At 58.8% G+C, this 16,399-nt stretch carries 8 protein-coding genes; 6 read left to right on the forward strand and 2 right to left on the reverse strand.

Translation table 11 applies throughout. The features are described 5' to 3' along the window. Positions 1 to 2: 2 nt before the first annotated feature. The gene (locus KP702_RS00270) at positions 3 to 1,025 is read right to left on the reverse strand and encodes an NAD(P)/FAD-dependent oxidoreductase (protein WP_202206227.1); all 1,023 of its coding nucleotides are present in this window, start codon (positions 1,023 to 1,025) and stop codon (positions 3 to 5) included. 46 nt (positions 1,026 to 1,071) lie between these two features. Here KP702_RS00270 and KP702_RS00275 point away from each other — a divergent pair, with 46 nt between their 5' ends. After that, positions 1,072 to 2,139 (forward strand): glycosyltransferase family 4 protein, encoded by a 1,068-nt coding sequence (locus KP702_RS00275; protein ID WP_202206228.1) that lies wholly within the window; start codon positions 1,072 to 1,074, stop codon positions 2,137 to 2,139. A gap of 8 nt (positions 2,140 to 2,147) precedes the next feature. Here KP702_RS00275 and KP702_RS00280 read toward each other — a convergent pair whose 3' ends face one another. Continuing rightward, positions 2,148 to 7,379: a Hint domain-containing protein gene (locus KP702_RS00280; RefSeq protein WP_215768339.1), complete on the reverse strand. Its 5,232-nt coding sequence runs from the start codon at positions 7,377 to 7,379 to the stop codon at positions 2,148 to 2,150. A gap of 239 nt (positions 7,380 to 7,618) precedes the next feature. On the opposite strand from KP702_RS00280, the gene tsaE reads away from it, so the two are divergent. From tsaE to rnd, 5 genes are all read left to right on the forward strand, one after another. After that, positions 7,619 to 8,068: a tRNA (adenosine(37)-N6)-threonylcarbamoyltransferase complex ATPase subunit type 1 TsaE gene (gene tsaE / locus KP702_RS00285; protein ID WP_202206230.1), complete on the forward strand. Its 450-nt coding sequence runs from the start codon at positions 7,619 to 7,621 to the stop codon at positions 8,066 to 8,068. Then, entirely contained in the window at positions 8,065 to 11,100 is a 3,036-nt protein-coding gene (gene addB / locus KP702_RS00290; protein WP_202206231.1) for a double-strand break repair protein AddB, read from the forward strand. Before tsaE ends, addB begins: the two co-directional genes overlap by 4 nt. Further along, positions 11,097 to 14,654 (forward strand): double-strand break repair helicase AddA, encoded by a 3,558-nt coding sequence (addA, locus tag KP702_RS00295; RefSeq protein ID WP_202206232.1) that lies wholly within the window; start codon positions 11,097 to 11,099, stop codon positions 14,652 to 14,654. The genes addB and addA overlap by 4 nt, the downstream gene beginning before the upstream one ends. 83 nt (positions 14,655 to 14,737) lie before the next feature. After that, entirely contained in the window at positions 14,738 to 15,064 is a 327-nt protein-coding gene (gene trxA, locus KP702_RS00300; RefSeq protein ID WP_007283421.1) for a thioredoxin TrxA, read from the forward strand. An 86-nt stretch (positions 15,065 to 15,150) separates the two neighbouring features. Beyond that, positions 15,151 to 16,353 (forward strand): ribonuclease D, encoded by a 1,203-nt coding sequence (gene rnd, locus KP702_RS00305; RefSeq protein ID WP_202206233.1) that lies wholly within the window; start codon positions 15,151 to 15,153, stop codon positions 16,351 to 16,353. Positions 16,354 to 16,399 lie beyond the last annotated feature (46 nt).

Here is a 16,399-nt window from a genome sequence, read left to right on the forward strand (position 1 = left end):
TTTCAGCCCGGAACGCCCTTGCTGGTGGAATATTCGAAGTGCAGGGCTGTATCCGGATGAACTATGGCGTGAATGGCATGAACTGCCATCGCACCTTCAGAAAATCCCTGAAGAATTAATTTAAGCTTACCAGGATAAGTTGCCACATCGCCGATGGCGAAAATGCCCGGTGTGCTGCTTTCCAAGGTCGCCGGGGTGACCGGAACCGTGTTGCGATGCGTGTCCAGACCCCAAAGAGCGATCGGGCCGAGATCCGTGGAAAGACCATAGAACGGCAGCAGCGTATCAGCGTCCAGATGGCGGGATTCGCCAGCCAGAGTAGTGACTTCCACGGCAGAAAGCTGGCCGTCCGTACCGTGCAGGGCGTGGAGCTGGTAAGGGACAACCTTCTCAATACGGCCCGCTTTGATCTGATCGTCGATGCGGGACAGTGTCTCCGGGGCACCGCGGAAGCGGTCTCGGCGATGCAGCAGATAAATGTGCTCAGCAACATCTGAAAGCGACAGCGCCCAATCCAGAGCAGAATCGCCACCACCGGCAACGACAATTTTCTTGCCGGCGAAATCAGCGCGCTTCTTGACGTAATACTGAACTGCACCCGTGCGCTCGTATGCTTCCAATCCGTCGAGCGGTGGACGGTTCGGACCGAATGCGCCAGCACCAGCGGCTATGATGACAGCCTTGGCTTTCACGGTGTCGCCACGTGCTGTGGTGAGCGTGAAGTCTCCACGGTGACCCGTCAGGGTTTCCACGCGGGAGCCGAGCAGACGGGGAACGTCGAACGGCGCAATCTGCTGATCCAGCGCTTCAATGAGTGCGCCGCCCTCAATAGAAGGGTGTGCCGGGATGTCATAAATCGGCTTTTCCGGATAGAGCGCCGCACACTGACCGCCAATGCTGTCGAGCGCGTCAATCAGGACGCAGCTCAGTTTGAGCATTCCGCATTCAAAAGCTGCGAAGAGGGCGGTCGGACCGGCGCCAACAATTGCGACGTCGGTGGAGAGGGTTTGAGGTGAAATCGTCATATCTGTTTCTTAGGCGTTTTGAGTTGAATGGGGTAGACCATCCCGCATGCGGTGCGCCTTTGTCATCCAACATATTAATGCAACAGGCGGAACCGAACGCTCTGCCTGCGCGGTGATGAACGGGCTTGTTCAGCGGGATGTGACGGTTCATCTGCTGGAACTGGTGGGAAACGGCGCGCCCGTCTTTCCGCTGGACGACAGAATTCCCGTAAAATCCCTGTTTGAAAAGCCGGTAAAAATTTTCAATTCCTGGCCACGAATTGTTGGGAAATTGGTGCGCTATCTAAAGCGTCACCGCATCGACACACTTGTTGTTGTGGAGGCCACACATGCCCTGTATGGCGTGGCTGCGGCCCGTCTGGCCGGGTGTCGGTGCATCGTGTGGGAGCACTTCAATTTCAACATTACGTTCAATCGGCGCAAACGGGTCTGGGGACGGCAGATTGCGGCGCGATGGGCTGATGATGTGGTGGTCCTGACGGCGCGTGACAAAGCGCTCTGGCAGGCAGGGCTATCCCTCAAAGCGTCTCTGTCAGTCATTCCGAATATGGCCCCGCCGGTCTGGCAGACAGCTTATGCGCAGACTTCTCGTCTTGTTCTGACGGCAGGTCGGCTGACCGCTCAGAAAGGCTATGACCTGCTTCTGAAAGCCTGGGCGGCTGTAGAGGCTGATAAACGCGTAGCAGGCTGGTCTCTACTTATTCGTGGAGACGGACCGGAAAGGTTCATGCTTCTGCAACAGGCGGCGTGCCTGCTACGGGTGACGATTGCTCCCGCGACCTCTCATCTTGATGACGACTACCGGCAGGCCGCGCTCTACGTGTGTTCATCGCGCTACGAAGGGCTGCCGATGGTTCTGCTTGAGGCTGCCTCAGCGGGAGTGCCAGTGGTGGCTTTCCATTGCGAAACCGGCCCGGCGGAAGTGGTTGTGCCGGAGGAAACAGGAATCCTCGTGCCACCCGAGGATTATATCGGACTTGCTGAAGCTCTTCTGACTCTGATGGAGCAGAATGAAAAAAGGCGGGCCATGTCAGACATGGCCCGCCTTAAAGCACTGGAATTTCAGGAAGGCCCCATCATGGATCGATGGATGGCTCTCCTGGGTCAGTCCTGACTTTTTCTTCAGCCTGCTGCCTGAAACGTTACTTTCCGCTCAAGCGCCACACCCAGTGCCGTTGTCACAGCGTCTTCAGAGAATGTGACGCTGGTGTATGTCTGTCCGGCTTCAATGATGCCAGACAGAGTTTTGGCGGAGTGCAGCGCCACAATCTGTTGGGCCATGTCTTGGGTGGTGGACTGGACGAGGCCACGCAGACTGTCCGGAAGCGCCAGTCCTTCTGCGGCCACGGGCGTCATGATGCAGGGCACGCCCGCAGATAGGCTTTCCAGCACCTTACCCTTGATGCCTGCCCCGAACCGGAGAGGAGCGACACTGAGGCGCGCTTGGTTCAGCACGCTGTCCAAGTTCTGGACATGACCAAGAACCCGGATGCGATCGCTGGCCATAGCATGGATGCTGTCTGGCATCTCTGCCCCAACCAGAGTGCAGGTAATGGTCGGGTCCATGGCCCACACCGCCGGCATGATGTCATTCACCAGCCACTGCACGGCATCGCTGTTTGGGGCATGTGCGTAGTTACCAATGAACAGTACGCCGTTTCTGTCGTGGCTTGTGGACGAGGTGCTGGCCGCAGGTGTTGCCCATGGAACCACATGCACGATGGCTTGCGGCAGATCTTTCCGAAGCTGGGCCGCTTCCGCTTCAGAATGCGTCAGGACAGCATCCGCCTGAAGAACTGCCCGGTATTCCGCCACGCGAATCTGATTGGCCTTCGCCATCAGTTCCGGTCGGCCCTGCACTGCGGCCTGACGTGCCAGACGCAGGAAGTGAAGGTCTGCGACGCTGTAGAGGACGTAGGCTTTCTGCTGGTTACGGCGGACGAGTGCCATATAGCGCGTCGCGATATCTTCACGGTGCAGATACACGACGTCGAAGCTGTTCAACTGGCGGCGCAGAACGTCTTCGACGGACGCAAAGAACGGAAGTCCCTGCACCTTTACACTTGCCAGTGAGTCCAGAGGAGCGGTCATGTCCATTTGGTCAGCGGCTACGAAACAGACGTCATAACCCAGAGTTTCGAGGGCCATCATGTGAGACAGGATCGCCTGAGATCCCGCATCCCGATTGGCATCGGGGCGAAGGCTGTCAATGACGAGTGCCCGCTTGCGTTGCGTTGTGGCCTTTGTGGGCATTCCCCGGCGACGGCGCGTGGCATGAAGAGACTGTTCTGCCAGACCACTCACGGCCAGCGCACGGGACTGTCGGAGTTTTTCCACCTGTCCGAGGAGGAAGGACAGAACCTGATCGCCAGACTGTTCGTCAGCGGCAGCAGACACAGCGCGGGCTACAGTCTGCTCCATATCCGCGTCGAAGGCCGTTACGGGTTCCAGAACCTGTGGCGTGCCCAGAAGTGCACCGTCCTCTTCCCGACGCACTTCCAGAACATGGCGTGTGAGTGGGGAGAGGCCGCCGGGCAGGATCACATCGAAGCCGCAGAGCAGGGGCCGTCCGCTCTTGGCAACATCGGGGCGACGACCGTTTGCCACGATGGAAGCGAGAACCACACCGTTATCGACGATCTGCAGCGTCACGACATCTTCGGGGTTAGCAGGGTTCGTCGCCCAGCCGGAGATGCGATTGCGTGTAGCGATGTCTATGAAGCCATCAAGAGGGGCCACTGGCGACGGTGCCAGAACGGCCTGTGGAATTTTCTGCTCCATCTGGTCCATCATCCAGGGCGTGTTGCCCAAGGGAGCATGATCGGTGGCGCGACGCACTTCCAGAACGTGACGATCCAGCGGAGACAGACCGCCTGGAATATCAAATCGGAAGCCACAGGCTCCACCAACATCCGGCCTTGCCGTTCCCGTGGTGACTTCGCCGAGAACAACCCCATTATCAAGGATCTGAAGGCGAACGGCGTCAGTGCTGCCCGGAACGCGTGCCCACCCTTCAATATGAGTGTGGGTTACAACGTCCAGGAAGCCTTCCAGAGGGCCCGTTGCCACGCGTGTTTTAGTGGAAAGAGCGTTCAGGCGCGTCCGAATGGCGGCTAACTGAGCACCTTCTTCAACACGTGGCGCACAATAGCGGGCCTGAACCTGCTCTGCCGCAGGATAGAGCGCATCATACTCGGAAGCATTGTGGAACATGCCACGAGAGCTATCGTCCACAAAGGTTTCGGACTCTGCACCGTTCGCGAAGATGACGTCGTGGCTTTCCAGCTCAATGTGGAAATAAGCCACCTCATCCATGCGTTCTGCCTGAAGGATGCTTGTGCCGTTGACCAGAGCGACTGCGGGGATCAGAACCCCGTCCAGATACATGGCGTGGAGTGGCGAAACGGACAGATCCTGTTGTGGCAGATTATTGCCTAGAGAACCGCTACGGAAGATGACCGGAAGGATGTCACGGTTCCCATTAGCGAACGCGCCCGCATAGTTTCGGCGACCAATCCAGTGGATGGCTCGGAGACCGTTCGAACGGGTCTGAACAAGATCAGCGATTTCGAGCTGTTCGACCGGAATCTCTCCGCGGTTCGTCATGATGAGTGTGCCGCGGCAATAGCAGGGCGTCCCTTCGGCCAGGAGAAGTGTGCCGCCTGTACTGTCAGACTGAAGGGTGAAGAAATCAGCGGCATAGTCGCTATCGAGGGCTATCGTATAGGTGTCTATGCCGTTGGAAATTTCCAGCGTGGAAGGGTCGGTCAGGGTTGCTGTGGTGCTGCTGGACCAGGCGAGTTCTGGCAGGTCCACTTTTGCACCACTGGAAAGATGGATGTTTCGGGTCGTGCTGCCTGCATAAAGTGCAAGACGGCTTCCATCTCCAACGCTGACATTCGAGGCCGAACTGCCGCTATGGACGGCGGCGCTCTGGCTGCTTGTCAGAGTAATGTCAGACAGGGCTGTGCCGTTCGTAGCCCTGTAATCCGTCATTTCCAGAAGGGTCAGGGACGGATCGTGATCTGACTCTGCGTCGAGTTGTCCCGTATTAACGTGCAGGGTCTGGAACTGGCCCGCATTCGCAAACCCGTCCGTTCCGACCGTATGGTCGAGTGACTGCGCGTTGCCTTCATAGATGTAGGTGTAGCGATTGCTTGCGTCTTCTTTGGTCTCCATGTCCGTCAGGCCAGCATTGGCATAGACCTGGTTGGCGTCGCTCCACGCCACGTCATTGAAGTCACCGAGGATGCCGATCTTGGCGGTAGGATCGCTCGAAAGCTGGTTCTGGACGTAGTTCGTGATGTACTGGGCCTGCGCGATACGGTTGTTGACCGTCGCTGTCGTGCCGCCATGATTTACTGGTGGCTGGGTCGCACCATACAGCTCCGAACTTCCGGCCTGCGAGGACAGATGCACGTTAATGAGCGTGACATCCTTGCCATTGAACTCGAAGGTTCCAACCAGGGGCAGGCGGGTGTTCTTAAACGTGCCGCTCAGTTCCTCACTGCCGATGGTGATTACGGGTTCTTTCAGTGTGACGCGGTCTGCGTTGTAGAGGAAGACGCTGCGGATATTGCCGCCGGAGACGCCACCCTGCGTGCCATTCGCCGGATCGACCTGAGCCCAGGAATAGGTGGGCCCCCCGGCATCAGCGATGGCTTTGACCAGAGCGGCAAGGTTCTGCTCAGCGCTGACAGTTCCATCGTTAGTGACGCCACTGTCATCCTGAATTTCCTGAACAGCCAGAACATCCGGACTGTCAAGATTTTTGACGATGATCTGCGCGACCTGCTTCAGACGGTCCGCATTTGCCGGGTCCAGGGCGTTGAAATTCTCGATGTTGTAGTCGCTGACGAGAAGGTTCTGCTCGTCCTTGTGGAAGGTCGTAACTGGCGCAGGCGTTTCATTGTGAATGACCGTGACCTGTGTGGTCGGGATCAGTTCATAAACGCCGTTGTAATACGTTAGAACACCCGTAATATCGCCGAGCTTGTCGCCTACTTCGGCACTGATGGCAGAGCCAGGCGTGACACCGCTATCATAGTATATCTCGACGCGCTGGGTGTTGATGCTGCTCTCGGTGCTCTGAAGAGCGCCGGTTGGCGTGAGCAGTCCATTGCCGTTATCCGGCACGACCCATGTGGCGTTAGAGGCTGTGGCGCCGGTGGCCACAACGTCATGCAGGGTAATGACCTGACCGATGAGGCTCCGGTAAAAGTCCAAAGCGTTGGTGTCTGGATTGAGGGAAGCCGTACTGGTGTTGAGGTCGATCGCCTGTTGCAGATCGCCGAGATAGGAGGCCGCCGGAACGGTGAGGCCACCTTGACCCACCACCGCTGGGGTAATGGCCGTGTAGGCTGCACCCGTGTCTGTGTAGGAGACGAGATTGAGTTCCGGTAAAGTGAGGGACTTGCTCCAGGATGTACCGGAGTAGTTCGTGACAGTGCCGGTTACGGAGACTGTTGTGCCAACAGTCGGGAGCGTTGCGTTTTTTCCGGCATAGACAAACAGGCCGGTACTTCCGACGCTGTTGGCGTCCTTGCTGGACTGCTGGATCCAGAACCCGATACTGCCATTCGTATCAATGGCTGTGACGACACCCGTGGTGGTGACGCTGCTGCCCGCTACCGTACTGTAATAACCATTCCCGTTAATCTGCTGGATCGTCAGAGGTGTTGGTGTTGTCGGTGTAGTGGTGCCGGAGTCATCACCGCTACCGCCTGATCCCGTGTCCGACCCGGAAGAGCCATCGTCAGACCCAGAGGAACCTCCGGCATCAGAGCCGTCGTTTGCAGCCTCGGGTGTTACGAGAACTGTTCCAGCGGCAGGCGTTGTGCCGTAACCCGCAATGCCAGAAAGAGCCGGATCATCCACAGTCCAGTCTGATGGGCTGTCAGTGTCCCTTCCGTCAGGAATGCGGGAGGCACCGGCAATTAATTTGCCTGTGAGAACGGGCGCGTTCGCGTAAGTTGGATCGCCCTTTCCGCCATCTGAGACCGCAATGGTGTCACCGATTTCAGACCAGGGCGTAGAGGTGAAAGTGCCTGTGTTGGCCGTGTCCAGATCGTCTCCCGCTTTGCCAGTAAAATTTTTGACCAAGAGGACAGTTTGCGTGCCGTTCTGCAAAGAATTTGTCTGGTATGGTGTGACCCAGTAACCGTTGCTGTTAGTGACGCCGAGCTGAAAAACATTATCAATTTTACCGGCAGCCGTTCCATCGCCGTCTACGACGATTAGCGACCATGCACTATAATCCGTATCTGCATCACCCTTGATTTCTATAAATTCGTTCGGATCGCCAGAAATACTTGAGTTAAACATGAATTCATTGATGAGCAGCGTGGATGTCATTGTTAAATACCCTTGCTGGAATAATTTTTCAGAATCGTTACTGAAAAGTTAAAAAACATTTCTGACTTTGCGTAATAAAGAGTCAATATGCGTTGTTTGTATTTTTTAAAAAATCACAAAACATTCACTTCATTTCGTTTTGTGTCCTATTCCATGCTTTTAGAGAGCAATGATGTGTTGTCAGAAACCAGAACACGAGGGCGCTTGCTGGATGGCCCATAGAACGTCACATTGAGGGGATGCAGATAAGCCTCCCTGATCAGACCTCGACCGAACATCTTGCTGCCCGAATCGCGACGCTTTGTGCCGCCGGAGACTGCATTGCCCTGTCGGGTGGACTGGGTGCTGGGAAGAGCACTTTTGCCCGGGCCTTTCTACGGTTTCTGGCAGGCGATGCTACGATGGAAGTCCCGAGCCCAAGTTTTGCGCTGGTTCAGCCTTATGACACCTCCGCCGGGCCAGTTTTCCACTATGATCTATGGCGGTTGGATGGGTCGGATGCGCTGTATGAACTGGCCTGGGATGAAGCCTGCGAAGGCATCATGCTGGTGGAATGGCCAGAGCGCGCCGAAGATCTCCTGCCCGCCAATGCCCTGCATCTGACGCTGACCTCTGGTGCGACAGAAGACGAACGTCTTGCAGACCTGACCGGCTGGCCGGACGAGCGCCTGAGCGGGATTGCGCTATGACCGTTGTGACGATTGCGGGCACCGAGCCGTTTCTGGATCGGGTCGCTCATGAATGGCTGAAGCAGGACCCTGCCGCTGGAACGGATGGTCCGGGCCTGCTGCTCGTGCCGAGCCGTCGTGCCGGCCGTGCATTGATGGAAGCGTTCCTGCGCGTGCTGGATGGCAAGGCATCCCTTCTGCCGCGCATCGTTGCGATCAATGACGTAGATGAAGAGGCGCTGGCGTCCATCGGGATTGATGTCTCGTTGCCCCCGGCTGTTGAGCCACAAAGACGGCTGGCTGTTCTGTCCATGCTGATTCTGCAAACGCCCATTGTCAGTGTCGGAGTGGACAAAACCAAAGGCATTGATCGGGCATGGCCTCTCGCCAAGGCCCTGGCTGACCTGATGGATGAGGCCGAGCGGAGTGGCGTGGATCTGGCAAAAAGTCTGCCGGACGCTGTAGAGGAACGCTTTTCGGAACACTGGCAGCAGACGCTGAAATTTCTGGAAATCGTAACCACGATCTGGCCGAAATGGTTAGAAGAAGAGGGTCTGTCGAACCCCGTTGCCCGTCAGGTCGCGCGTCTGAAAGCGCAGGCGGCGGCATGGCAGCATGTTCCGCCCCACACGCCAGTTTGGGCCGTCGGGTTCGCAGATGGGTCCGCAGCGGTTTCAGATGTGCTGGCGGCAGTAGCGACATTGCCGGCCGGACTGGTGATCCTTCCGGGGGTTGATCTGGACCTGCCTCAGGCAATGTGGGAGGCGCTTCCTGCGTCCCACCCACAAGCTGGTCTCAAGGAAATTCTTGCGGATCTGGGTCTGACACGCGACAATCTGACGGATTGGGACGGCGGCAGGGATCGGGCCAGAGAGCGTCTGATGCGTGGCGTCATGCTGCCGGAACAGGGGATTACGGCCTGGGGGCGGGATCTGAACCCGCGTGATATCTCTGGCCTGTCTCTGCTGCCTGCACAGGATCAGCAACAGGAAGCGCAGTCCATCGCGCTGATCCTTAGAAATGTGGTGTCCGTCTCCGGCCAGACCTGTGCGCTTGTGACGCCAGATCGTAGTCTTGCCCAGCGCGTCGGGACCGAGCTTTTGCGGTTCGGGATTTATGCTGATGACAGTGCCGGTGAGCCTCTGGCGCAGACGCCAGCCGCCGTGTTCCTGCGCCTGATCGCCACGGCAGCCGAGGCGCAACTGTCCCCGGTGGCTCTGCTTTCCGTTCTGAAACACCCTTTAGCGTCGCTTGGGCGAACACCGGGCAACTGTCACGCCTCGGCCCGTCGGCTGGAGCGTCTGTTGCTGCGTGGACCCGCTCCTGCACCGGGGATTGCAGGCCTTAAAGCGGCGCTTGAGACTTATATTCAGAACCAGCGTGATCCGGACAATGGGGCAAGCGCGGATGCTCCTGATGAGCCGGAAGGGCCAGCAGCGTTCATCGCCCGGATTGAAGCCGCTTTCGAGCCTTTGCTTGGCCTGTCTGGCGCGGTTCCACTCCCTGAATTGCTGGAAGCCTTGATTCATACCGCCGAAGCTCTGGCTGCGACCGAAACAGAACTGACTGCAGAGCCTGAAGAAGGACTGCATCCGGGTGGCCGTCTCTGGATGGGGGACGATGGTGAGGCGCTGTCTCGCCACTTGGCCGCTTTGATCCAGCATACCGGCATCCTGCCACCGCAAAGGTTGGCGCATCTGGATTCCTTCCTGAACACGTCCATGGCCGGGCAGATGCTGACGGGTTTGCGCGCGCATCGGGGTGGTGTGGAGTTGGCCCATCCGCGTGTCACCATTCTCGGTGTGCTCGAAGCGCGTCTATTGGCGTTCGATGTGGTTGTTCTGGGTGGATTGAACGAAACGGTCTGGCCGCCCGCGACTGATCCTGGGCCATGGTTGAGCCGCCCGATGCGGACGCGTGTGGGTCTGCCGTCTCCTGAGCGGCAGATCGGGATCAGTGCCCATGATTTCGTCTCAACAGCGCTGGCCGCTGGGGAGGTCGTGTTTTCCAGTTCCGCCCGACGGGATGGTGCACCGGGTGTGCCTGCCCGCTGGATGGTGCGAATGGAAGCATTCCTGGGTGGTCGCGGCCAGAAGCTGCCTGTGCATCCAGCGCTCGAATGGCAAAAGGCCATGGATCAGCCGCTGGATGGTGCAGAAACCGTGGCTCCCCCAGAGCCAAGGCCTCCTGTGGCACTCCGGCCGCGGCGTCTGAGCATCACGGAGATCGAAACGTGGATGCAGGACCCGTATGCCATTTACGCCAAGCATGTTCTGAAGCTGAAGGCACTCAAGCCGCTTGAAGAAGGGGCGGAACATGCTGATTTCGGCATGATCGTGCATGAGGCTATGGATCGCGTTCTCAAGGACTATCCGGATCGTTGGCCGCAGAATGTGGCTGCCTCCTTGAAGCGTACCTTCGCCGAAGAACTTGCCAAGGCCAATATGCGACCTGCGCTGGTCAGTTGGTGGGCCCCAAGGCTGGAGCGTATTGCGGACTGGGTTGCCGTACAGGAGCGCACCCGTCGAGAACAGGAACACGCCGTCGCGCGACATATGGAAGTGTCTGCGTCCTTCAGGATCGAAGCTGCACGCGCACCCTTTGAGCTACGCGGGAGGGCAGACCGCATTGACGTTGATGAAGACGGCAAGGCGACGATCTTCGATTACAAGACCGGCTCTCCGCCAACAGGCAAAGCGGTAGAGGGTGGATGGTCCGTTCAGCTTGTTCTGGAAGGGGCATTGCTGGCCAAAGGTGCTTTCGAAGGCGTTCCGGCTGCCGAAACGAAACAGCTTCTGTACTGGCACCTGACAGGCGGCGATGATCCGGGGAAAGAGAGCGAAGTTCCAAGCCGGAAATCCAGCCTTGATGCCGCTGCCCTGATTGGTGAGGCCATGGAAAAACTGCGTGGCCTCATTGATGAGTATGACCAGCCCGATCAACCCTATCGCTCCCAGCCCTGGGCCGGGCATGTGCCGCGCTATACGGATTACGCTCAGTTGGCACGGGTGGACGAATGGCGCGCGGCCTATGCGGAAGGAGACGATTCATGAGCGAGACGCGCAACCGCGCTGACGTCATTGCGGAAGCTGATCGCACCCAGCTTGCCGCGTCTGACCCGATGGCGTCCGTCTTCGTGTCTGCGTCTGCTGGATCAGGTAAGACGAAGCTGCTGATTGATCGTCTGCTTCGTCTGATGCTGCCCCTTGAAGTAGAAGCAGATGATGGGTCGATTGTGTTGGCCGAAGGGGCAAATCCGTCCCGCATCCTATGCTTGACCTACACCAAAGCCGCCGCCGCGGAGATGGCCAACCGTCTTCAGTCCCGGCTTGGCGAATGGGTATCGCTCCCGGATGAGCGTCTGGGCCGGGAACTTGAGAAACTGCGTGTCCCCAATACGGATGAGACACGTCGTGCGGCCCGGGCGCTGTTCCTGAAAGTTCTGGACCTGCCGGGCGGTCTGCGGATCGAAACGATCCATGCGTTCTGTCAGTCTCTTCTGCGTCGTTTCCCGCTGGAAGCCTCCGTTGATCCGCATTTCACTCTGATGGAAGATACGGATACGACGCTCGCTTTGCGGGAAGCCATGGAAGACGAACTCGCCAAGGCTCCGAAAATCGTGGCCGAAGTGGCGGGGACCATCGGGATCGACCGGTTCTTCCAGCGGATACGTGCTCTGAACATGGAAGAAAGCCGCGTTCGTCCCCTGCTGGACCGCTGGCAGATCCTGCCGGACGCTGTGCTGAGCGCTTATCGGGGCGCCCTGAAAGCCGGGCAGGAGGCGGCGTCTGATCTGGAAGGGTTGATCTGTAAGCCTCGCAAGGAAGCGGAATTGCGGGCCGGACTTCAGGCGGCGCTCGGCGTGGTCACGGCCGCTGCGAAACCAACTGTGGAGCAGATGCTCCTATGGCTTGGGACGCAGATAGAAGACCGTTCGGCACCTGTCTGGAGCAAATGTCTGCTGACGGACAAAGGCACCGTGCGGCAGATGAACCGCATCATCAGCAAGAAAGCACAGGACGCCGTTCCTGACATCGTGCCGCTGCTGGAAGAGGAAGGCCAGCGCCTTCTGGACCTGACCGAGAGCATCAAGCGCGCCGTGCTTCTTTCCCTGAATCGCGCGCTTCTGTCCCTTGCCGCACCAATGCTGTCTAACTTCCGAGAGGGCAAGGCCGCGCGTGGACTGGTGGACTACAACGACCTTATTCAGGAAACGCGGAATCTGCTGGAAGATCCAGGTGCGGCCTGGGTGCTCTACAAGCTGGATGGCGGTATCGACCACCTGTTGCTGGACGAGGTGCAGGATAATTCCGGGCTTCAGTGGGAAATCGCCGGAGCTCTGACATCCGAGTTCTTCTCCGGTGAGGGCGCATGGGAGCAGGGGCCGAGACCCCGCACCGTGTTCGCGGTCGGCGACTACAAACAGTCCATTTACGGATTTCAGGGCGCTGACCCCGAACAGTTTCATAGCTGGAGAGCCGAGTTTGCCCGTCGCGTTCAGAATGCGGGTCTGCCGTGGCGTGATCCGGATCTGAACGTCTCGTTCCGCTCCGTCACGCCCGTTCTGTCTTTTGTGGACGCGGTCTTTTCTCAGCCGAATGCCGCACATGGCCTGCTGGAGCAGGGGCAGGAGGCACTCCTTCCTCATGTGTCCGCGCGTCCGGGGCAGGGTGGGCGCGTTGAACTCTGGCCGCTCGTTCCGGTGCTGGAAGGCGAAGACGATGATGAAGGTCTGACGCCCTGGCAGGCTCCGAAAGCCAATACCGGCCAGCGCAGTGCACCACAGCGTCTGGCGGAGGCCCTTGCCGGGTGGATTGATCAACAAATTGGTCGTTCGCCGCAACCGGGTCAGGCGCCGTTGAAAGCTGGTGATGTCCTGATTCTCGTCCCGCGTCGTTCGTCATTCCTGCGCTCCCTGATCCGGGCGTTGAAGTCGCGGAATGTGCCGGTGGCAACACTGGTGCGCGTTGGTCTGACACAGCAGGTCGCTGTGCGCGACCTCATGACGCTCTGTGCGGCACTGCTTTTGCCACAAGACGATCTGACACTGGCGGCGGTTCTGACCTCACCCCTCGGTGGACTGAGCGATGATTCCCTGATGGCGCTGGCGACAAAAGATGGTCGCGCCCACGCCCTTGGCTCTAAAGGCCAGCCGCTCTGGACTGTCCTGCGGGAGCGTCATCGGGAGCGTGCGGAGTGGCAGTCCGCGTGGGTCATGCTGTCCGCGCTTTATGCACGGGTGGATTATGCCACGCCGTATCGTCTGCTGGCCGAAGCCCTTGGCCCGCATGGTGGGCGCACAAGATTGCTGCGTCGTCTTGGGCCGGAAGCGGCTGAACCTGTGGACGAACTGCTGACCGCTGCCCTGCGCTACGAAGGACTGCACCCCCCTTCGCTTCAGGGGTTTCTGCATTGGCTGGAAGCTAGCGAAATCACCAGTAAGCGTGAAGCCGAAAGCGAGACCGGGGCTGTCCGCGTCATGACTGTGCATGGATCGAAGGGATTGCAGGCCCGTTTGGTCGTGATGCCGGATACGTTGTCCCGTGCGCCAGCCAGTGGCGATTTCCTGTGGGAGGAGGCGGTCGGGCTGGACCTTCCGATCTGGGTGCCGAAGAAAGATGCTGGCACGGATGTCACGACGGCCTTGTCTGCTCGCGATGCGGAGAAGGCACGGGCGGAAAATAACCGTCTACTCTACGTGGCCCTGACGCGCGCCAGTGACTGGCTGGTGATCTGCGGAGCCTCCACGAAACGTCAGCCGGAAGACACGAGTTGGTATCGTCAATGTCAGGCCGGGTTTGAAACGCTCATCAATGCGCGATCCGAACCGCTGGGACTGGGGTGGGACGGAGACCGTCTGCTTCTGGAAGAAGAGCGAAGTGTGGCTCCCGCGCCGGATGCCGCGCCGCAGATCGTCGCGCCCATGCTGGATTTGCCGGTCTGGCTAGGCCGTGCGCCCGAGTGGCGCGCGGATGTTGCGCCAATGGAAGACGCCATGACCCGGCCTCTGGCGCCGAGCCGGCCGGATGGCGCGGAGTTTGGCGAAGCGCCCGCAGCCCGCTCCCCGCTGGAACTTTTGGCGGGGAGACCAAAGCCAGTTCGGGAACAGGCCATGCGGCGCGGCACGATGATCCATCGCCTGCTTCAGCTTCTGCCGGAAACGCCTTCCGAAGATCGGCTGGCGCTTGCAGCCCGCTGGCTCTCCAGACCTGCGCTCGGGCTGACAGAGATCGAGGTCGAGCGTCTTACGGATCAGGTCATGGGCGTCCTGCATCATCCGGATCTCGCACCTCTGTTTCAGGCAGGTAGCAGGGCAGAGCAGCCAATATCGGGCATCAGTGAGGGGCGCGTGGTTCTGGGGCAGGTGGATCGTCTGTGGATCGGGAACGGAGAAATCTGGATCTGCGATTACAAAACGAACCGTACTCCCCCGATTCGCGTTGAGCGCACACCCGTGGCCTATGTGCGGCAGATGGCGGCCTATAGGGCTGTTCTCCAGCAACTGCACCCCGATTTTGCCATTCACTGCTCGCTGGTCTGGACGGAGGGGCCCTCTGTGATGGTTCTTCCAGATGAGCTTCTGGATCGTGTACTGGAGGGGTCTTGATTTAATGGGCAGGCTCTTGCAGTCCTGACCAGAGAAGCCGATATCGGTTTACAGAAACACGTTTCATCACAAGGAACACGTCCATGAGCGCAAATACGGTTGCCGTTACGGATAGCAGCTTTGAAACAGACGTCCTGAAGTCTGACGGCCCGGTTCTGGTCGATTTCTGGGCAGAATGGTGCGGTCCGTGCAAGATGATTGCCCCGGCGCTCGAGGAAATCGGCGCTGAGTATCAGGGCCGCCTGAAGGTAGCCAAGGTCAACATCGACTCCAACCCGGAAGCCCCGACGCAGTACGGCGTCCGCAGCATCCCGACGCTGATTGTCTTCAAGGACGGCAAGCCGGTCGCCCAGCAGATGGGTGCGATGCCGAAGAGCCAGCTCAAGGCCTGGATCGAAAAGTCCATCTGATCTGACGGCTACTCGCTGTTCACTGTCCTTCATTAGAGGGCAGTGGGGGCGTGGTCAGAGGCGATTCCTTTGTGTAGGATCGGGCCATGCGTCCGAAAGCCTCTGATTTCCCGTCCCCCGTCATCGTAACCTCCAGTGAAGAGGTTGCACGGCTCTGCAACAAGCTGAAGCAGGAGCCGTTCGTTACCATCGATACGGAATTTGTTCGGGAAAAAACCTACTGGCCCGAGCTCTGCCTCGTGCAGCTTGCTGGCGCCGAAGACGTCGCCGTTATCGATACGCTGGCACCGGGCATTGATCTGGCTCCGCTGGGCGAACTTCTCGATGAGCCCGGATGCATCAAGGTGTTCCATGCCGCACGGCAGGACCTTGAAATCTTCCTTCATATTTTCGATCGGCTCCCGCAGTCCTTGTTCGATACGCAGGTCGCTGCGATGGTGGCCGGATTTGGCGATCAGGTCGGTTATGACAGCCTCGTAGGGGCTATCACTGGCAATGCGATCGACAAGGCCCATCGGTTCAGTGACTGGTCAGCCCGTCCGCTGACGAAGGCGCAGATTGCTTACGCAGCAGCGGATGTGACGCATCTTCGCACAGTCTATCTTGCGCTTCGCAAGCAGCTTGAAGATGAAGGTCGCCTACGCTGGGCTGATGCTGAACAGGCTGTTCTGACGTCCGAAGAGACATTCCGCCCTGATCCGCGCCGTCTTTGGGAAAAGCTGAAAGCCCGCACGAATAATCGCAGAATGCTTGGTATCCTGCGTGAGATAGCAGCATGGCGTGAAAAAGAGGCGCAGAACGCCGATATTCCCCGGCAGCGGGTTATTCGGGATGAAAGTCTGCTCGAAATTGCTGCGATCAAGCCGGAAAACGTTGAGACGTTAGCGCGTGTCCGTGGTGTAACGCGTGGCTTTGCCGAAGGGCGCATGGGGCAGGGGCTTCTGGAAGTCGTTCGTGTCGGTGAAAACCTTCCGGAGTCCGAACTGCCCAAGCCACCGTCCAAGTCTGATCGTGGACGGCCATCAGCAGCACTGGTTGCGCTTCTTCGGGTGCTTCAGACAGCCAAGTGTGAAATGCACAAAGTCGCGCCGCGTCTGGTGGCGTCTTCCGAAGATCTGGACCGGATTGCGCTTGGTGAGACAGATGTCGGTGCTCTCAAGGGCTGGCGTCGTGAAGTTTTTGGGCTGGATGCGCTGGCGCTCGTACGTGGCGAGATCGCACTGGCTGTCGTAAAGGGATGTGTTGAGCTTCAGCGGGTTGCACCAGACGGTGAACCTGCGGACGCGTGACAAGCACCTTCGACGCGGGCATGACTTTCTGGTAAGGAACGTCACC

The sequence above is a fragment of the Gluconobacter sp. P5B12 genome (assembly GCF_018812035.1).
Classification (GTDB): domain Bacteria; phylum Pseudomonadota; class Alphaproteobacteria; order Acetobacterales; family Acetobacteraceae; genus Gluconobacter.